Annotated in this window: 20 protein-coding genes and 1 pseudogene; 13 read left to right on the plus strand and 8 right to left on the minus strand. The window is 60.1% G+C overall.

Features of this window, described 5'->3' with window-relative positions:
- The first annotated feature begins 35 nt into the window (after nucleotides 1-35).
- The 7 genes from Q7J58_RS13475 (at nucleotide 36) to Q7J58_RS13505 (ending at nucleotide 6,481) form a co-directional block, all read left to right on the plus strand.
- A complete protein-coding gene (locus tag Q7J58_RS13475; RefSeq protein WP_304828852.1) occupies nucleotides 36-1,691 on the plus strand; it encodes a CTP synthase in 1,656 nt (551 codons plus the stop codon).
- Nucleotides 1,692-1,706: 15 nt separating this feature from the next.
- A complete protein-coding gene (gene kdsA, locus Q7J58_RS13480) occupies nucleotides 1,707-2,561 on the plus strand; it encodes a 3-deoxy-8-phosphooctulonate synthase (RefSeq protein WP_304828855.1) in 855 nt (284 codons plus the stop codon).
- Nucleotides 2,558-2,845 (plus strand): DUF1330 domain-containing protein, encoded by a 288-nt coding sequence (locus tag Q7J58_RS13485; protein ID WP_304828858.1) that lies wholly within the window; start codon nucleotides 2,558-2,560, stop codon nucleotides 2,843-2,845. The genes kdsA and Q7J58_RS13485 overlap by 4 nt, the downstream gene beginning before the upstream one ends.
- 147 nt (nucleotides 2,846-2,992) lie before the next feature.
- Nucleotides 2,993-4,276: a phosphopyruvate hydratase gene (eno, locus tag Q7J58_RS13490; RefSeq protein ID WP_304828861.1), complete on the plus strand. Its 1,284-nt coding sequence runs from the start codon at nucleotides 2,993-2,995 to the stop codon at nucleotides 4,274-4,276.
- 26 nt (nucleotides 4,277-4,302) lie between these two features.
- Nucleotides 4,303-4,587: a septum formation initiator family protein gene (locus Q7J58_RS13495; RefSeq protein ID WP_304828864.1), complete on the plus strand. Its 285-nt coding sequence runs from the start codon at nucleotides 4,303-4,305 to the stop codon at nucleotides 4,585-4,587.
- Between the two features lie 5 nt (nucleotides 4,588-4,592).
- Nucleotides 4,593-5,270, plus strand: coding sequence for an ATP-binding protein (locus Q7J58_RS13500; RefSeq protein WP_304828867.1), 678 nt, complete (start codon nucleotides 4,593-4,595; stop codon nucleotides 5,268-5,270).
- The gene (locus tag Q7J58_RS13505; protein ID WP_304828870.1) at nucleotides 5,267-6,481 is read left to right on the plus strand and encodes an AGE family epimerase/isomerase; all 1,215 of its coding nucleotides are present in this window, start codon (nucleotides 5,267-5,269) and stop codon (nucleotides 6,479-6,481) included. The genes Q7J58_RS13500 and Q7J58_RS13505 overlap by 4 nt, the downstream gene beginning before the upstream one ends.
- A 362-nt stretch (nucleotides 6,482-6,843) precedes the next feature.
- Here Q7J58_RS13505 and Q7J58_RS13510 read toward each other — a convergent pair whose 3' ends face one another.
- The gene (locus tag Q7J58_RS13510) at nucleotides 6,844-7,824 is read right to left on the minus strand and encodes an Hsp33 family molecular chaperone HslO (protein WP_304828873.1); all 981 of its coding nucleotides are present in this window, start codon (nucleotides 7,822-7,824) and stop codon (nucleotides 6,844-6,846) included.
- A 158-nt stretch (nucleotides 7,825-7,982) separates the two neighbouring features.
- Nucleotides 7,983-8,507, minus strand: a complete 525-nt coding sequence (locus tag Q7J58_RS13515; protein ID WP_304828876.1) for a gamma carbonic anhydrase family protein — start codon at nucleotides 8,505-8,507, stop codon at nucleotides 7,983-7,985.
- A 72-nt stretch (nucleotides 8,508-8,579) separates the two neighbouring features.
- Between Q7J58_RS13515 and Q7J58_RS13520 the strand changes: the two genes are divergently transcribed.
- From Q7J58_RS13520 to Q7J58_RS13530, 3 genes are all read left to right on the plus strand, one after another.
- The gene (locus Q7J58_RS13520) at nucleotides 8,580-9,467 is read left to right on the plus strand and encodes a ferritin-like domain-containing protein (protein WP_304828878.1); all 888 of its coding nucleotides are present in this window, start codon (nucleotides 8,580-8,582) and stop codon (nucleotides 9,465-9,467) included.
- 88 nt (nucleotides 9,468-9,555) lie between these two features.
- Complete coding sequence (locus tag Q7J58_RS13525; RefSeq protein WP_304828881.1) at nucleotides 9,556-10,305, plus strand: type IV toxin-antitoxin system AbiEi family antitoxin domain-containing protein; 750 nt, start codon at nucleotides 9,556-9,558, stop codon at nucleotides 10,303-10,305.
- Nucleotides 10,302-11,222 (plus strand): nucleotidyl transferase AbiEii/AbiGii toxin family protein, encoded by a 921-nt coding sequence (locus Q7J58_RS13530; RefSeq protein WP_304828884.1) that lies wholly within the window; start codon nucleotides 10,302-10,304, stop codon nucleotides 11,220-11,222. Before Q7J58_RS13525 ends, Q7J58_RS13530 begins: the two co-directional genes overlap by 4 nt.
- A 51-nt stretch (nucleotides 11,223-11,273) precedes the next feature.
- Here Q7J58_RS13530 and Q7J58_RS13535 read toward each other — a convergent pair whose 3' ends face one another.
- Both Q7J58_RS13535 and Q7J58_RS13540 read right to left on the minus strand, forming a co-directional pair.
- Entirely contained in the window at nucleotides 11,274-11,768 is a 495-nt protein-coding gene (locus Q7J58_RS13535; protein WP_304828887.1) for a GNAT family N-acetyltransferase, read from the minus strand.
- Nucleotides 11,765-12,037, minus strand: coding sequence for a DUF1778 domain-containing protein (locus tag Q7J58_RS13540; RefSeq protein WP_304828890.1), 273 nt, complete (start codon nucleotides 12,035-12,037; stop codon nucleotides 11,765-11,767). Before Q7J58_RS13540 ends, Q7J58_RS13535 begins: the two co-directional genes overlap by 4 nt.
- Before the next feature lie 177 nt (nucleotides 12,038-12,214).
- Here Q7J58_RS13540 and Q7J58_RS13545 point away from each other — a divergent pair, with 177 nt between their 5' ends.
- The gene (locus tag Q7J58_RS13545; protein ID WP_304828893.1) at nucleotides 12,215-12,772 is read left to right on the plus strand and encodes a DUF2799 domain-containing protein; all 558 of its coding nucleotides are present in this window, start codon (nucleotides 12,215-12,217) and stop codon (nucleotides 12,770-12,772) included.
- A 296-nt stretch (nucleotides 12,773-13,068) separates the two neighbouring features.
- Here the strand turns inward: Q7J58_RS13545 and Q7J58_RS13550 are convergent, their stop codons facing one another.
- The 4 genes from Q7J58_RS13550 to Q7J58_RS13565 form a co-directional block, all read right to left on the minus strand.
- On the minus strand, nucleotides 13,069-13,470 hold the full coding sequence (locus Q7J58_RS13550; RefSeq protein WP_304828896.1) for a hypothetical protein: 402 nt from the start codon (nucleotides 13,468-13,470) through the stop codon (nucleotides 13,069-13,071).
- 127 nt (nucleotides 13,471-13,597) lie between these two features.
- Nucleotides 13,598-14,224: a hypothetical protein gene (locus tag Q7J58_RS13555; protein ID WP_304828899.1), complete on the minus strand. Its 627-nt coding sequence runs from the start codon at nucleotides 14,222-14,224 to the stop codon at nucleotides 13,598-13,600.
- Between the two features lie 223 nt (nucleotides 14,225-14,447).
- Nucleotides 14,448-15,032, minus strand: a complete 585-nt coding sequence (locus Q7J58_RS13560; protein ID WP_304828901.1) for a hypothetical protein — start codon at nucleotides 15,030-15,032, stop codon at nucleotides 14,448-14,450.
- A gap of 91 nt (nucleotides 15,033-15,123) precedes the next feature.
- Entirely contained in the window at nucleotides 15,124-15,813 is a 690-nt protein-coding gene (locus Q7J58_RS13565; RefSeq protein ID WP_304828904.1) for a hypothetical protein, read from the minus strand.
- 186 nt (nucleotides 15,814-15,999) lie between these two features.
- Here Q7J58_RS13565 and Q7J58_RS13570 point away from each other — a divergent pair.
- Together Q7J58_RS13570 and Q7J58_RS13575 are read left to right on the plus strand one after the other, a co-directional pair.
- Nucleotides 16,000-16,527, plus strand: a pseudogene (locus Q7J58_RS13570) (phage integrase N-terminal SAM-like domain-containing protein).
- Nucleotides 16,528-16,584: 57 nt separating this feature from the next.
- Nucleotides 16,585-17,169 (plus strand): DEAD/DEAH box helicase (locus Q7J58_RS13575; protein ID WP_304828907.1); only part of this gene is annotated, 585 nt, incomplete at its 3' end.

Genomic DNA, 17,169 nt, shown 5'->3' on the forward strand with positions numbered 1-17,169 from the left:
TTCCACCTCCTGCGAGCTAACGGCTCGCCCGAGACATGACCAAATTTGTGTTCGTCACCGGCGGTGTGGTGTCCTCTCTAGGCAAGGGCATCGCTTCTGCATCCTTGGCCGCGATTCTCGAATCGCGCAGCCTCAAAGTCACCCTGATCAAGCTCGACCCGTACATCAACGTGGACCCGGGCACCATGTCGCCGTTCCAGCACGGCGAGGTGTTCGTCACCGACGACGGCGCCGAAACCGACCTGGACCTGGGCCACTATGAGCGTTTCATTGAAACGCGCATGAAGAAAACCAACAACTTCACCACCGGAAAAATCTACCAGTCGGTGCTGGAGAAAGAGCGCCGAGGCGACTACCTGGGCAAAACGGTGCAGGTCATTCCGCACGTCACCAACGAAATCCAGGAATTCATCAAACGCGGCGCCGGCATCGGCACCGCCGATGCGGTGGACGTGGCCATTGTTGAAATCGGCGGTACGGTGGGCGACATCGAGTCCCTGCCGTTTCTGGAAGCCGTGCGCCAGATGAGCCTGAAGCTCGGCCCCAACAACACCGCCTTTGTGCATTTGACCTATGTGCCCTGGATTGCCGCCGCTGGCGAGTTGAAAACCAAACCCACCCAGCACACCGCGCAAAAGCTGCGCGAAATCGGCATCCAGGCCGACGTGCTGCTGTGCCGCGCCGACCGGCGCATTCCCGACGAAGAGCGCGCCAAAATCTCGCTGTTCTCCAACGTGCCCGAGTGGGGCGTGATCTCCATGTGGGACGTGGACACCATCTACAAGGTGCCCCGCATGCTGCACGAGCAGGGCCTGGACGGCCTGATCTGCGACAAGCTGCGCCTGAACACCCCGCCCACCAGCCTCAAGCGCTGGGACGATCTGGTCTACGAAACCGAGCACCCGCAGGGCGTGGTCACGGTGGCCATGGTGGGCAAATACGTCGATCTGTCGGACAGCTACAAGTCGGTGAACGAGGCGCTGCGCCACGCCGGCATGCGCAACCATGTGCGCGTGAAAATCGACCACATCGACTCCGAAACCATCGAAGGCGATGCCTCGGCGCAGCTGGCCCAGTACGACGCCATTCTGGTGCCCGGCGGCTTTGGCCAGCGCGGCGTGGAAGGCAAGATCAGCACCGCCCGATTTGCCCGCGAGCACAAGGTGCCTTACCTCGGCATCTGCCTGGGCATGCAGGTGGCCACCATCGAATACGCGCGCCATGTGGCCGGCCTGGAAGGCGCCAACAGCACCGAATTCGACCCCGCCACGCCCCACCCGGTGATCGCGCTGATCACCGAATGGAAAGACGCCGACGGCAGCATCCAGACCCGCAGCGCCAGCTCCGACCTGGGCGGCACCATGCGCCTGGGCGCGCAGACGTCGGACGTGCAGCCCGGCACCCTGGCCCACAGCATTTACGGCAATGAAGTCACCGAGCGCCACCGCCACCGCTTCGAGGCCAACGTGAACTACCTCGACCCACTGCGCCAGGCCGGCCTGGTAATCTCGGCCCAAACCCAGCGCGACCAGCTGACCGAGATCGTGGAATTGCCCCAAAGCGTGCACCCCTGGTTCATCGGCGTGCAGTTCCACCCCGAGTTCAAATCCACCCCCTGGGCCGGTCACCCGCTGTTCAACGCCTTCATCAAAGCGGCCATGGAGCACCAGAAAACCCGGGCCACGGCCTGATCAGGACGCCTCTCCATGAAACTCTGCGGATTCGACGTTGGCCTGGACCAGCCCTTCTTTCTGATCGCGGGCACCTGCTCCATCGAAGGGCTGCAAATGTCCATCGACGTGGCGGGCCAGCTCCAGGAAGCCTGCACCACGCTGGGCATTCCGCTCATTTACAAAGGCTCGTTCGACAAGGCCAACCGCTCGTCGGGCACCAGCCAGCGCGGCGTGGGTCTGGAAGCGGGCCTGCACATTCTGAGTGAAGTGCGCCGCCAACTCGGCCTGCCGATCCTGACCGACGTGCACGACACATCCCACGTGGCCGAGGTGGCCAGCGTGGTGGACGTGCTGCAAACCCCCGCTTTTTTGTGCCGCCAGACCGACTTCATCCGCGCCGTGGCGCAGTCGGGCAAGCCGGTGAACATCAAAAAAGGCCAGTTCCTCGCCCCCTGGGACATGACCAACGTGATCGACAAAGCCCGCGCCGCTGCCCGCGAAGTGGGCCTGTCTGAAGACCGTTTTCTGGCCTGCGAACGCGGCGTGAGCTTTGGCTACAACAACCTCGTGGCCGACATGACCAGCCTGGCCGAGATGCGCAAGTCCGGCGCGCCGGTGGTGTTTGACGTGACCCATTCGGTGCAAAAACCCGGCGGCCTGGGCGCGGTCAGCGGCGGTGCGCGCGACATGGTGCCGGTGCTGGCCCGCGCCGGCGTGGCCGCCGGTGTGGCCGGCCTGTTCATGGAAACGCATCCCAAACCCGCCGAAGCCTGGTCCGATGGCCCCAACGCCGTGCCGCTCAAGCACATGAAGGCGCTGCTGGCCACCCTGGTTGAGCTGGATTCCGTAACCAAAAAGAACCCGTTGCTGGAGAACAACTTCTCATGAGTGCGTACATCATTGCGGACGTGACCGTCACCAACGAAGACCAGATGAAGCTGTACCGCGAGTGGAGCACGCGCGCCATGCAGGAACACGGCGCCGAGGTGCTGGTGCGCGGTGGCCGCATGGAGCCGCTGGAAGGCGACTGGAACCCACAGCGCATCGTGGTGCTGAAGTTCGACAACCTGGCCGCCGCGCGGGCTTATTACGACTCTGAAACCTACACCCAGGCGCGCCAGGTGCGCGAGGGTGCCGGTTCGATCCGCATGGTGGCCGTGGAGGGGGTATGACCCCCTGCGCCGCTTCGCGTCTTCCCCCAAGGGGGACGCCCCCTGTGGCCCGGCAAAGCCGGTTCCACGGGTGCCCTGGGCAAAGCAGCGCGCTTCGGTCCAATTCCTTTTTTTCAATTGTTTTTCTCAGTACCAAAGGTAGACAACATGAGCGCAATCGTTGACATCGTCGGCCGCGAAATTCTGGACAGCCGCGGCAATCCCACCGTTGAATGTGACGTGCTGCTGGAAAGCGGCGTCATGGGCCGTGCGGCCGTGCCGTCCGGCGCGTCCACCGGTTCGCGCGAAGCCATTGAGCTGCGCGACGGCGACAAGAGCCGTTACCTGGGCAAAGGCGTGCTCAAGGCCGTGCAACACATCAACACCGAAATCTGCGAAGCCGTGCTGGGTCTGGACGCTTCCGAGCAGGCGTTTCTGGACAAGACCCTGATCGACCTCGACGGCACCGACAACAAAGGCCGCCTGGGCGCCAACGCCATGCTGGCGGTTTCCATGGCCGTGGCCCGCGCCGCCGCCGAAGAAGCCGGCCTGCCGCTGTACCGCTACTTCGGCGGCATGGGCGCGGTGCAAATGCCGGTGCCCATGATGAACGTCATGAACGGCGGCGAACACGCCAACAACAACCTTGATCTTCAAGAGCTGATGATCATTCCCGTGGGCGCGCCGAGCTTTCGCGAAGCCCTGCGCTACGGTGCCGAGGTGTTCCATGCGCTGAAGAAAATCCTGCACGACCGCGGCATCAGCACCGCTGTGGGCGACGAAGGCGGTTTTGCCCCCAACGTGGACAACCACGAAGCAGCGATCCAGATGATTCTGGAAGCCATCGACAAGGCCGGTTTTGTGGCCGGTGAGCAGATCGCCCTGGGCCTGGACTGCGCGGCCTCCGAGTTCTACAAAAACGGCCGCTATGAACTGGCCGGCGAAGGCCTGAGCCTGAGCGCCGAGGAATGGACCAACATGATGGCCACCTGGGTGGACAAGTACCCGATCATCTCGATTGAAGACGGCATGGCCGAAGGCGACTGGGACGGCTGGAAGCTGATGACCGACCGCCTGGGCAAAAAAGTGCAGATCGTGGGCGACGACCTGTTCGTCACCAACACCAAGATCCTGAAAGAAGGCATCGACAAGGGCATCGCCAACTCGATCCTGATCAAAATCAACCAAATCGGCACGTTGACCGAAACCTTCGCCGCCATTGAAATGGCCAAGCGCGCAGGCTACACCGCCGTCATTTCACACCGCTCGGGCGAAACCGAAGACAGCACCATTGCCGACATCGCCGTGGGCACCAACGCCGGCCAGATCAAGACCGGATCGCTCTCGCGTTCGGACCGCATGGCCAAGTACAACCAGCTGCTGCGCATCGAAGAAGACCTGGGCGAAGTGGCCCAGTACCCTGGCCGCGCTGCGTTTTACAACCTGAAGTAAACACGGCCTCTCACAGCTGCACCACCATGGGTTCGCGCTTGATCCCCGCCCTGCTGATCGGGCTGCTGCTGGTGCTGCACGCCCAGCTGTGGTTTGGGCGGGGCAGCGTGCCCCAGGTGGCCAGCATGAAGCAGCAGTTGGCCGAGCGGAACCTCATCAACCGCGAAGCCCAGCAGCGCAACAACAGCCTCGCCGCTGAAGTGCGCGACCTGCAAGAGGGCCTGGACATGGTGGAAGAACTGGCCCGCCAAGAGTTGGGCATGGTCAAGCCCAACGAAATCTTCGTCCAGATCGCCCAAGGCAAGCCCTGACCGCCATGGCGCTGACCATCGCGTTGCTGGGCGGCGAATCCACCGGCAAGTCCAGCCTGGCCGACGCGCTGCAACACCACCTGAACAACACCTTGGGGCTCGCCACCGTGCGGGTGCCCGAGCACTTGCGTGCCTGGTGCGAAGCCATGGCGCGCCCGCCCCGCTGCGACGAACAAGCCGCAAGGGCGCAAGAACAAACCCGCCTGATCAACGCCGCCAGCCGCCTGCCCGGCGTGCGCGTGGTGGTGGCCGACACCACCGCCCTCATGGTGGCCGCCTACAGCGAGCTGTATTTCAACGACACCCGCCTGTACCCCGCCGCCTTGGCGCAGCAACGGCGCTACAGCCTGACCCTGCTGATGGGCCTGGACCTGCCCTGGGTGGCCGACGGCCTGTTTCGCGACAGCCCCGCCCTGCGCGAAGCCACCGACACCGTGCTGCGCCGCGAACTGCAAGCGGCTGGCATCGGCTTCCAGACGGTCTACGGCCAAGGCGACGCCCGGCTGCAGCAGGCACTGCGCGCCATCGGGCCGCTGCTGGGCGAAACGCTGGTGCCCACCGACCGCAGCCTGAGCGAAGGGCGCGTGGCCTGGAACTGCGAAAAATGCAGCGATCCGGCCTGCGAACACCGCCTGTTCAGCCAGTTGCTCCAACGGCAAACCTCCACCGAAACACCCGCATGATCCCGGCCAACCCCACGCCCGACTTCCGCTCGCCCGACTTTCTGCGCGCCCACATGCGCGACACCCTGGCGTTTTACCTGCCCCGCGCGCTGGACCCGTCGGGCGGTCTGTTCCATTTTTTGCGCGACGACGGCACGGTCTACGACCACCACACGCGCCACCTGGTGAGCAGCACCCGCTATGTGATCACCTGCGCCATGGCGCAGCGGCTGGACCCCTGCGAGGCCCACCGCAGCGCCCTGCAACACGCGTTTGACTTTGTGCAAGTCCACCACGACCCCATCACAGGCGGCTACGCCTGGCTGATCGACTGGCGCGACGGCCAGAAAACCGTGCTCGACGGCACCCACCACGCCTACGGCCTGGCCTTTGTGCTGCTGGCCCACGCCCATGCCCACATGGCCGGTGTGCCCGGCGCCCACGCGGGCATCGGCAGCACCTTCACCCTGCTGGAACAGCGCTTTTGGGAACCCGGGCACGGCCTGTACGCCGACGAAGCCACGCCCGACGGGACGGTGCAAGCCTACCGGGGCCAGAACGCCAACATGCACCTGTGCGAAGCGCTGCTGGCCGCGTTTGACGCCACCGGCGAAGGGCATTACCTGGACCGCGCCGCGCTGCTGGCCGAGCACATCACCGTGCGCCAGGCCGCGCTGGCGGGTGGCCTGGTGTGGGAACACCACCGGGCCGACTGGTCGGTGGACTGGGACTACAACCGCCACGACCCGAGCAACCTGTTTCGCCCCTGGGGTTTTCAACCCGGCCACTTAACCGAATGGGCCAAGCTGCTGCTGTTGCTGAACGAACGCCGCCCGCAGGCGGGCTTGGTGGAACGCGCCCAGCGGTTCTTCAACACCGCCATGGAACGCGCCTGGGACGCTCAGCACGGCGGCCTGTTTTACGGTTTTGCGCCCGATGGCCGCGTGTGCGACAGCGACAAATACTTTTGGGTGCAGGCCGAATCGTTCGCCGCCGCCGCCCGCCTGGCCCAAGCCACCGGCGAGGCTCGCTACTGGGCCGACTACGAGCGCCGCTGGGCCTACGCCTGGCGCCACTTTGTGGACCACCAGCACGGCGCGTGGTGGCGCATCCTCAGCGCCGACAACCGCAAATACAGCGACGAGAAGAGCCCCGCCGGCAAGGTGGACTACCACACCATCGGCGCATGTTTCGACGTGCTGGATGTTTTGGGATACCCGCTGCACCGCTGAAGAGAGACCCGATCTGCGGTCCGGCAAGGCCGCAGCAGCGCTTGTTTTGAAACATGCGCAGAGCCCCCACCCTCCCCCAGAGGGGGAGGGGGTAAGACAGCCCCGGCTTCAAAAGGGGTGCGGAAGTGTCCAGCGCCCGCCCCCACTGGGGGAAGACTGGGATGGGAGCACACGTTTCAGCGCGAAAGTGTCCGGCTCCTTCCCCCTCTGAGGAAAGACTGAGATGGGGGCACGCGTTTCAGCGCGAAGTGTCCGGCTCCTTCCCCCTCTGGGGGAAGGCTGGGATGGGGGCACGCGTAACCAGACGGCTACGGTTCATCATGAGTTGCCTTTGCTGACTTCAAAATGAGCCGCTTGCGTGCTCAGTGCACCCCAGGTGACCCCGGCGCCTGCTTGAGCGGCTGCAAAAACACCTGCGCCGCGTCCACCGGGTCAAACCGGTACTGCGCGCCGCAAAACTCGCAGCCCACTTCCACCTGGCCCTGCTCGGCCAAGATCGAGTCCACCTCTTCGCGGCCCAGGCTGCGCAGCATGCTGCCCACGCGCTCGTGCGAACAAGTACAGGCAAACTTGGGCCCCTGCTCGTCCGCCAGCGGTTCAAACCGGCGCACGTCTTCTTCCCAGAACAGGCGGCGCAAAATGGTTTCAGCGTCCAGCTCCAGCAGCTCTTCGCGCTTCAGGCTGGAAGCCAAAATCGCGATGCGGTTGTAGTCTTCGTTGCGGCCAATCTGGTCTTCGTCCGAGCGCACCACGCCACTGCCGTCCAGGTTCGCCACGCCCTGCATCGGCAGGCGCTGGATCAGCAAACCGGCGGCCACCTGGTCGTTGGCGGCCAGCACCAGGCAGGTGTCGAGCTGCTCGCTCTGCAGCATGTAGTGCTCAATCACCTCGCTGAGCTTTTCCAGCTTTTCGTGGCGGTCGCCAAACAGCGGCACCACGCCCTGGTAAGGCTGCTGGCCCGGCAAGCGGTCTTTCGGGTCGAGCGTGATGGCGCAGCGGCCCAGGTTGTTCACATTCACCATGTGCGACAGCGGCGCGTTGGCCGCCACCTCGCCCACCACCGTGGCGGTGGCGCGCAGGCTCAGGTCGGGCTGCACCTCGGCCACGGCCAGCTTCACCGGCCCGTCGCCCATGATCTGCATCACCAGCGCGCCGTTGAACTTGATGTTGGCCTGCATCAGCGTGGCCGCCGCCGTCATTTCGCCCAGCAACTCGGTCACCGCCTCGGGGTAGCCACCGCTCTCGCGGCGGCGCTGCAAGATGTCTTGCCAGGCGTCGGTCAAGCGCACCAGCATGCCACGCACCGGCAGGCCTTCAAACATGAATTTGTGGAGTTCGGACAAAGGATTCTTTCAGAAACAGGGCTTACGCAAAGCCGTCAGGGCTAGGCACAAAGCCGCAGACAGTACGAACGTACGGCAAGGCTTTGCAACAACGCCATGGCGGTTTTGCACAAGCCCTGGAAATGCAACGCTGGCAGATCGGGTTCAAGCCAGCAAAATCAAGCCAGCTTGTTCAAGCTTGCACGAAAACGCTGCGCGTTCTCGATGTAGTGCTGGGCGCTCTGGCGCAAGCCCGCCATTTGCTCGGGCGACAGGCTGCGCACCACCTTGGCCGGGCTGCCCATGATCATGGAACCATCGGGAAACTCTTTGCCCTCGGTCACCAGCGAGCCCGCGCCCACCAGGCAGTTTTTGCCAATCTTCGCGCCGTTGAGCACGATGGCGCCAATGCCAATCAGCGACTCGTCGCCCACCGTGCAGCCGTGCAGCATCACCTGGTGGCCCACGGTCACAAAGTCGCCAATGGTCAGCGGCATGCCCACATCGGCGTGCAACACGCTGCCATCTTGGATGTTGCTGCCCCGCCCAATGGTGATGGTTTCGGTGTCGCCGCGCACCGTGGTGCCAAACCACACGCTGCTGTCTTCCCCCAGCACCACGTTGCCCATCACCTGCGCGTTGTCGGCCACCCAGGCCGATTCGGCCATGCGGGGCGCCATGCCGTCGAGTTCGTAAATTGCCATGGTGGAAGTCTCCTGTGTGGGGTTCAAGTGCGCCGAGCCAGCGGCCACGGCACGAAACCTAGAATTGTAGGGATGCAAGCCCCCGAACCCCAGCACGCTCAGCACGCCCAGCGCCCCGCCCCATGCCCCGCGCTTTCATGGCGCCAACAAGCCTTGCGGGCGCTGTGTGTGGCCGACCCCGCAGAGAAAGTGGCGGCCACCCATGCGCTGTGGGCGGCTTTGCCGCATTCGCCAGACTTTGAGGACCGGCTGGAAACCGGTGCTACTTTGCAACCCGACCCGGCCAGCCCCCTGCCCGGCCGCCCTACCCGGCCCGTGTTGCTGGCGCCCATGCAGGTGCCGCACCGCTCGCCCTTCACCCCCGAAGGCCTGGCCGCGCTGGTGCACGCGGTGTGCCACATCGAATTCAACGCCATCAACCTCGCGCTCGATGCGGTGTGGCGCTTCCCCGGCATGCCGCCCGCGTTTTACAGCGACTGGCTGCGCGTGGCCGACGAAGAAGCCACCCACTTTGGCCTGCTGCACACCCACCTGCAGACCCTGGGCTATTCCTACGGCGACTTCCCCGCCCACGACGGCCTGTGGGAAATGTGCATCAAAACCCAAGACGACATCACCGCCCGCATGGCCCTGGTGCCCCGCACCCTCGAAGCGCGCGGGCTGGATGCCACGCCGCTCATTCAAGCGCGCCTGCGCAAGGTGAACACCCCCGCCGCGCTGCGAGCCATCGACATTCTGGACGTGATCTTGCGCGACGAAATCGGCCATGTGGCCGTGGGCAACCGCTGGTACGGCTGGCTCTGCGCCCAACAAGGCCTGGAGCCGCTGGCCCACTACCGCGCACTGGCCCGGCAGCACAACGCCCCCCGGCTGAAACCACCGTTCAACGACACCGCCCGGCGCGCGGCTGGGTTTACGCAGCAAGAGCTGGACGCGCTGGTGTGCCCGGAAGGGGTGTGAACATGCGGCGCAAGAAAATGCGCCCAACGGCTGACCCAGATGGATTCTCAATGCTTGAAATGCATAAAAAAATCTTGATAATGCCCGTGTGAAGAGAACAAATCCAACCGATCTATTCCGTCAACTGCTCTCCGAGGCACCTCGGGGCACGCCGCTGAGTACAGCATGGCTGCAAGAGCGGGGGCTCAACGCCAAACAGGTGGTGCGGTTGGGCGCCGACGGTTGGTTGCATCGGCTGGGGCGCGGTATCTACCTGTTGCCCGGGGACGAGCTCAACCGCGATGCCAGTCTGGCCCATTTGACCAAGACCACGCCAGGCTTGCACGTTGCGGGAAAAACCGCTTTGTCGTGGCGAGGCATCCGCCACAACATCGCGTTCCAAGAACACCTGACCCTGTGGGGCGATACCCCCACCACGTTGCCCACTTGGTTCACAGCCAAGTTCCCCGCCAGCTACCAGTCCACCCACCTGTTTGATACCACCCTGCCACCATCCACAGGCTTGGCGCCCTTGCCGTCAGGGCACCCCGGTGTGCTGGTGTCTACGCCTGAGCGTGCTCTGCTGGAGCTGCTCAGCGATGTTGGGAAAGGTCAGGGCCTGGAAGAAGCCCGCCACCTGCTGGAAAGTGCACGAGCCCTGCGCCTCCCCGTGCTGGAAGAACTGCTGGCCCATGTTCAACGCATCAAAGTAGCTCGCCTGGCAAGCAGCATGGCGCAAGAACTGGGGCTTGCTTGGGCCGATCTGGCCCACCAACACAGCGTGCGCCTGGGCGGCGGAGAGCGGTGGGTGTCCACCACCCCTGCCGGTGAACGGCTGAACCTGAAGCGCCCCGCATGAACCACGCTTACATCCGAACCGTCCAGTTGCTGCTTGATGTCGCACCAGCGGTGTTTGACACCCATACATTCGCCATGAAAGGCGGAACGGCCATCAACCTGTTTGTGCAGGACATGCCCCGCTTGTCTGTGGACATTGACGTGGTGTTTGTACCCCACACCCTCCGACGCGAGGATGCATTGAAGGCCATCGCCTCCGAGTTGTCGGCCGCCCAGCACCGGGTACAGGTGCTGGGTTACGAAGCCGAGTTGCGCAAAACTCAAGACGGCACCGAGGCCAAGATGTTTGTGCGCTCGCCCGATGCCGAGGTCAAAGTCGAGGTGAACTTTGTGTTCCGTGGCACGGTGCTGCCACCCCAGCGCCGCAGCCTCACACCCGCTGCTCAGCAGTTGTTCGCGGCTGACATTCAAATTCCGGTGCTGGCCGATGCCGAGCTGTACGGCAGCAAGTTGGTGGCGGCATTGGATCGCCAACACCCCCGCGACTTGTTTGATGTTCAGCTGATGCTTGCCAGGCATGGTTGGGATGAGACCTTGCTTGATTGCTTTGTGGTGTATCTGGCCGGGCACAACCGGCCCACACACGAAGTCTTGTTTCCCAAAGAGAAACCGCTGGAAACTGTTTTCGCGGCTGAATTTGAAGGCATGACGCTGGCCCCGGTGGCTTTGCATGAGCTGCTGGTCACGCGGCAACGCATGCTGACCGAATTGCCAAGGGCTTTGTTACCAAGGCACCGCAACTTTTTGCTGTCCATGCTGCGTACCGAACCAGACTGGTCGCTGTTGCCACAGGCCCACCTGACTGAATTGCCCGCGCTGCAATGGAAATTGCAAAACCTGCTGCGCCTCAAAAAGAATGCCGCCAAGTTCAAGATGCAACACGACGAACTGGCTGCTCGCTTGAACCAAGCCGCATAAAAGTTGCGTGTGGGCGCGCTGATGTGCCCGTAAGGAGTGTGACGCGCTGAATCAAGCCTTCACGGTATTCAGGCGCAGCATCAGCGTCATCGGATGCAGCGCAGACGCCTGAAAACCATAGTGCTCGTAGAACTGTTTTGCCCGCCCGTGCAGCGCATGGACAAACAGCGCCCTGACACCGGCATGCTGCGAAACGCTCACCGCGCGACCGACCGCGTCTTGCAGCAAGGAAGCCCCCAGCTTGATGCCTTGAGCCCGATGATCGACAGCCAGACGTGCCAAAACCATCACGGGAATGGGATCGGGCATATTGCGCCGCACGCTGCTGGTGGCCGCTTGGTGCGAAACGGCGCCTGCTGCCATGGCGTAGTAGCCAAAGACACGTCCATCCGGGTCCGCGACCACGAAGGTGCGACTGGCGCCGCTCAGTTGGTTGCTCAGTGCCCGGCGTTTCAGCCACTCGTCCAGCGTGGCCTCTCCGCAGGCGAATTCGTCCAGATGTTGAGAAGCGGTCAGTGGCTGGGGTGCACTCAGTTTCAAACTCATTTCGTGCCCGTGCTCCAGGGCGTCTTCACAGCCATGAGGCGTTCAAGCCCGGGGTTCTCCCCCGGCGGTGCGTCAAGCAACGCCGTGAACTGGTGAAACCGCTCGGTGTCGAGGCTGAAAAAAACCTGATCCAACAACACAGCCTGAGCACGCTCGCAGGCCGCTTCCAGCATAAAGTCCGAACGGTTCTTGCCCAGCAGGCTGGCGGCGTGATCGATCAGGTCACGCTGTTCGGGCAGTGCCCGAAGATTGATGGCAGCGTCACGCATGAAATGCTCCCGGGTTCGCATACACAAAAGATACACAGATGATCATCCAATGTGTAGTTGTTGTCAATACGCAGCTGCATGCGCGTGCATGGCTGGCGCTTGTAAGTGCTCTGGCGCAGGCCAACTGCTTTCCGGTGCCCGAGAACCGTTGAAACCGCTCAAGAGAGAACCCTGCCCATGGGAAAACTAGAATTCAGCATGACCACCACACGCACCTTCCTCGTACTCAGTTTGGCACTGTCTCTGGCAGGCTGCGCCTCCATGTCCGAATCGCAATGCCGTGTGGCGGACTGGTACCGCGTGGGGCTGGCCGACGGTGGCAGCGGTACTGAACACAACCGGCTGGCCGACTACGCCGATGACTGCGGCAAGATCGGCATTCAACCCAACACCACCGCCTACCGCCAAGGCTGGGACCAGGGCATCGTGACGTACTGCACGCCCTACAACGGCTGGTTGGCCGGGGTGGACGGCCAGCACGCCAAAGCCGCCGTGTGCCAGGGCCAAGCAGGCTACGAAGGGTTCGCCCAATCGCACCGGGCGGGCCTGCTGGTTCACAAAACCCAAAGCCGCATGGCATCGAACGACAGCGAACTGCGCCGCCTGCAGCGCCAACTCGAAGACGCCACAAAAGACGAGGACAAGCGCCGCATCCGCAACCAGATGCGCAGCCTCGACCGCGAGCAAGACCTGCTGCGCAACACCTTGCGCTATCAAATGACGTTTGCGCCCTGAGGTAGATGAGCCAGCAGGCAATGAGCGCCCGCTCTTGCGCGACAACGGCTCGTTCTAGAAACACTGAAACACCAGCGCAGCGGGTATGTCACCACAGAGCAGACCACCCGCTGCGAAACCCGGGTCGGTTCAGGCTGTTGCCAGAATGCTTGTGTGCTGATGGCCGTATTCATACAGGCCTTTTGTTCACTGCGGTTGCGTAGCTTGGTTTTCAACCAGAGCGGGGGAATACGAATCTGAACGCTATTTTTGATCTGTATGGAAACGGCGATTAAAGAAAATTTGGAATCTGACCCTCATTTTCCTGCTGCTTTTACTTCTTTGTAGTGCTGCTTAAACTTAGCAACCCATATATCATTTAAGAGCACATTAAATAATGCAAGTATTCCATCCGAACTGACATGGTTTTGGCTTGTTATGTCAATAGATGCGCCGTGCATCTTTGCTTCATCTTTTGCGCTACTGCCCATCCATTTTTGATAGAACGAAGCAGGTTCCCATCCATAATTGATAACGGAAACGAGCTTTCCTTTGTGCATTACTTGAATCATCGTCTTGCGGCAATCACACTCCGGGTCTGAGCAATATGTATCAATAAATCTATATTCTCCATCAGGCAATTGCGGACTTTTAGCTATTTTCACTGACCGCACCTGATGTGCTTCTCCGATAATCTCGCCTGCTGGTATAAATTTCATGCTATTGAATATTCCTTAATATATACCTAACGCTAAGTTCAGCGGCCTCAGTCCGCTGCAACGATTAGGTTGGACGGCGATTAGTCCGTATTCTTTCGATATAGTTTCTTAGGATGCAGGGGACTATTCACATTATATCATCTGGTTGGCGCGGCCCGACCCCATTTCGAGATAAAATATGCTTACGGTTTGGGGGAAGCTTATCAGTGCTGTTTTTAATTTCCACGTCAATGAATATATTGTTAGTACCTTCAAATATACTATCCTCATCATTTGGTTTGCGTTCAATGACAACTTCAAATGGCATCATCTTCTCAATTAGAAATATAGCTTTATCTGCAATTTCTTCTCTCTTGGTTCTCGATTTGCCAGAAAGTAATGTTTTTATGCGCTTATGCATTTCCGTCTCTTTCCAAGCCTCTTCGATGGTTTTTCCCAACGTTTTTTCCAGAACCCACATAGCGACTCCAGCCACAGTTACAGATATAACTAATGAACCGGGCCGAGTACTACGAATCAAAATTGCAGAATCAGCATAAAAATCTTCTTGCCGCAGCAAATCAAACGCATCAGTTACTGCCTTAGCAGGAATGTCTGGAAGTTCTTGCTGTATCCGCCTTAAATCCGATGTCTCAGAGTATAATGCTGCAGCGTTTAACGCACCCATTATTCTGTTAAAAATAGCATACGACATTTCATCGCTAGCATCTTGGTGGACATGAACTTGTATACCGATTTCTAACTGTTCTTTCATAAAAAGCATCCTTTGCAATTGCAATATTGATACAACATGCAGCTATCGCCTAATGTATGTTTCGCGCAGTTAGATTTTTCCCCATCAACCGGGCGGGCGGATGTTTTTTTAATCACCTGTCACGATACACTTCAATTCGAGACATCCAACGTTCGAACTCAGGGGCGCTGGCGCAGCTTTATCGCGCAGCGTCCCTTGGAGTGAAAGGTTGGGCATCGTTACGTTATTTAAGTTCATATGCACCTGACATCGGCACCAATGATGCCAGCTGAAAATTGACTAGAAACCTAAGAACGCGCCCAGAATTTGCCATCGCCCCACGCTCGGGATGAATTTCACCAACTTCTCGTCCGAAGTATTGCGGATCTAGTATTGAGCAGAGCCCGTCGATTCCGGTTGCTACTACATTCCAATGCGTATCTTTCTCGACAATTGTGCCGATTAAAGTGCAATTCCCTTGTGTGAGACTATAGCTTCTATCCGACCATCTAAATTCAAAGCGATTTCCCTTCGCCTCGTACTTTCCATCCAGCGCTCCAAGGAATCGCTTTGACAAAGGGTCGTTTATAGGTTTGTCAGCGGCTAAAGATTTCGAAATTGGCGGCGAAGTCGCCGCATTCACAACCGTCACATTGCCAGTGACCGCACCGATCTGTGTGCTAACTGTTGAGGCGTTCTGCGTCACAGGTGAAACTGATTCAGGATGCTTGGGCCACATGGAATAAACAAGGGTAATTACGGCAAGCATTGCCGACACGATGCCAGCAATCCAACTGGCTTTTTCAGTCTTTGAGCGTTCGGGTGTCATATGTGATCAGGTAGATACCCAACGTTCACAATAACCGGCATGCAAAAGCAGAGCGAAGCGGCGCTTTTGCATGTCCGTGTTGATGGTGTTGTTAGCTGCTTTTATCTTCATCTTTTTCTGCGCGCTTTGACTTTTTGATCTCGCTTTCCTTGTCTTTCAAAATCTTGAACAACGGCATAAGCAATGCGGAAACAAGGACTGCGGTCATAGCGGCAACTGTGGGGATAACGATTGAGATATCTTTATCAAAACCTATCTTTAACTTGTCGAGGAAAACAACAGAAACGGTCATTATCATAGTGATAACACCAAGCATCATACTCAACATTGTTACGAGTCTTTGTCGGTACTCTGAGATAGTTGCCGCCTCCGGTCTTTCCCTTTCTGGGCGTGGTTCTGCTTGTTCTTTTTGAATCCCGGCGGCTTTTAGCGCGGCAAGAGCATCACAATACTGCTGTTTTAGTTCCACAGAAATAAAACTGGAATCCATAACCTCTTTAATTAGGTGATTTGATATTTGCTGAGGGTGGTAGAGGTCATTTTCTTCAACGCCATATTTTGAGGCTGTGGCAGCGAGCAACGAATTTAGAACATCTACTGATGCAATCTTTCCCTCGGAAACTCCTGGACGAATTGCGTAAAGAATCTCCTGATTCGCTGTTACTACTTTTTGTCGATATTCTTTGTTGTCGCGACGGGAAAACAGGTATCGTGATATGGCAGTTACTATAAGACCACCAACGATGCCAATCACCCATGGGTTGTTAATCCATTCAGTCATTGTTGTTCCTCGTTCTTTCTGCAGCTAACGTAATGTAGGCCGTCGCTTAATCTGGGAAAGCCAGACTAGGCGACGGCATAAGCTGGCGCTCGCGGTCAGCCGCCCCGTCCTTCATGGCCTTGCCCGGCGCTTGACGCCAGCGCCCTGTCGGTGATGCTGTGTTTACATACATAGTCGAGGTGCTCCATGATGTCTGCGGCCTATCCTCCCCAGTCACCGCGCTTGCTGGATCGGGTGCGCGAGATGATTCGGTACAAACACTATAGCCTCTAAACCGAAGAGGCTTACCTGTACTGGATTCGCTTTTTTGTTCGCTGGCACGGTCGCTCGGGGGCGATGCGCCATCCCCGCGACATGGGCGGCGCCGAGGTGCAGGAGTTCCTGCAGATGTTGGCTAACGAGCGGCGTGTCTCTGTGTCAACCCACAATCAGGCTTTGAGCGCCTTGTTGTTTCTGTACCGCGAGGTGTTGGGCCAAAGTCTGCCCTGGATGAACGATTTGCAGCGCCCCACCCGACCTCGACGGATTCCGTCGGTCCACACGCTGCTGCATTCGTTCGCCACGCATCTGTTGCAGGCGGGAACCGACATCCGAACGGTGCAAGAGCTGCTGGGCCACAGCGATGTGAGCACCACCATGATTTACACCCATGTGCTGAAGGTGGCGGCAGGCGGCACGGCGAGCCCGCTGGATGCTCTGTTGGGTGCCTACTGACGGGGCCTGTGTTGCAGGCAAGCGCCAGCCGGCCCGCCGCAACCCGGATAATCCCGCATGACCTCTGCTACCCCGACCTCCCCCACCCCGGCACCCGCCGCCCTCTCTTTCAGCCAGTTGCCGCTCAGCCCGGCCATGTTGGCCAACCTGCAACAGCTGGGCTACCTCAGCATGACGGCCATTCAGGCGGCCAGTTTGCCGGCGGCTTTGCTGGGCAAAGACATCATTGCGCAGGCCAAAACCGGCAGCGGCAAAACGGCGGCGTTTGCGCTGACGCTGCTGTCCAACCTGAACCCGCGCCGCTTTGCGGTGCAAACGCTGGTGTTGTGCCCCACGCGGGAGCTGGCCGACCAGGTGACGACCGAAATCCGCCGGCTGGCGCGGGCTGAAGACAACATCAAGGTGGTGACGCTGTGTGGCGGTGTGCCACTGCGCGGGCAGTTGGCCACGCTGGAGCACGGCGCGCACATTGTGGTGGGCACGCCCGGGCGGCTGATGGACCACCTGGAGCGCGGCAGCCTGCAGCTGGAGGCGCTGAACACGCTGGTGCTGGACGAGGCGGACCGCATGTTGGACATGGGCTTTTTTGACGACATCGTGAAGGTGGCGCGGCAGTGCCCCAAAACCCGGCAGACCCTGCTG

The sequence above is a fragment of the Hydrogenophaga sp. genome (assembly GCF_030656115.1).
GTDB lineage: Bacteria > Pseudomonadota > Gammaproteobacteria > Burkholderiales > Burkholderiaceae_C > Hydrogenophaga.

Bases quoted from the DNA above. Each gene is read 5' to 3' on its own strand.
- Q7J58_RS13475 (WP_304828852.1), top strand. From the start codon at position 36: ATGACCAAATTTGTGTTCGTCACCGGCGGTGTGGTGTCCTCTCTAGGC.
- kdsA (WP_304828855.1), top strand. From the start codon at position 1,707: ATGAAACTCTGCGGATTCGACGTTGGCCTGGACCAGCCCTTCTTTCTG.
- Q7J58_RS13485 (WP_304828858.1), top strand. From the start codon at position 2,558: ATGAGTGCGTACATCATTGCGGACGTGACCGTCACCAACGAAGACCAG.
- eno (WP_304828861.1), top strand. From the start codon at position 2,993: ATGAGCGCAATCGTTGACATCGTCGGCCGCGAAATTCTGGACAGCCGC.
- Q7J58_RS13495 (WP_304828864.1), top strand. From the start codon at position 4,303: ATGGGTTCGCGCTTGATCCCCGCCCTGCTGATCGGGCTGCTGCTGGTG.
- Q7J58_RS13500 (WP_304828867.1), top strand. From the start codon at position 4,593: ATGGCGCTGACCATCGCGTTGCTGGGCGGCGAATCCACCGGCAAGTCC.
- Q7J58_RS13505 (WP_304828870.1), top strand. From the start codon at position 5,267: ATGATCCCGGCCAACCCCACGCCCGACTTCCGCTCGCCCGACTTTCTG.
- Q7J58_RS13515 (WP_304828876.1), bottom strand. From the start codon at position 8,507: ATGGCAATTTACGAACTCGACGGCATGGCGCCCCGCATGGCCGAATCG.
- Q7J58_RS13520 (WP_304828878.1), top strand. From the start codon at position 8,580: ATGCAAGCCCCCGAACCCCAGCACGCTCAGCACGCCCAGCGCCCCGCC.
- Q7J58_RS13530 (WP_304828884.1), top strand. From the start codon at position 10,302: ATGAACCACGCTTACATCCGAACCGTCCAGTTGCTGCTTGATGTCGCA.
- Q7J58_RS13535 (WP_304828887.1), bottom strand. From the start codon at position 11,768: ATGAGTTTGAAACTGAGTGCACCCCAGCCACTGACCGCTTCTCAACAT.
- Q7J58_RS13540 (WP_304828890.1), bottom strand. From the start codon at position 12,037: ATGCGTGACGCTGCCATCAATCTTCGGGCACTGCCCGAACAGCGTGAC.
- Q7J58_RS13545 (WP_304828893.1), top strand. From the start codon at position 12,215: ATGGGAAAACTAGAATTCAGCATGACCACCACACGCACCTTCCTCGTA.
- Q7J58_RS13550 (WP_304828896.1), bottom strand. From the start codon at position 13,470: ATGAAATTTATACCAGCAGGCGAGATTATCGGAGAAGCACATCAGGTG.
- Q7J58_RS13555 (WP_304828899.1), bottom strand. From the start codon at position 14,224: ATGAAAGAACAGTTAGAAATCGGTATACAAGTTCATGTCCACCAAGAT.
- Q7J58_RS13560 (WP_304828901.1), bottom strand. From the start codon at position 15,032: ATGACACCCGAACGCTCAAAGACTGAAAAAGCCAGTTGGATTGCTGGC.
- Q7J58_RS13565 (WP_304828904.1), bottom strand. From the start codon at position 15,813: ATGACTGAATGGATTAACAACCCATGGGTGATTGGCATCGTTGGTGGT.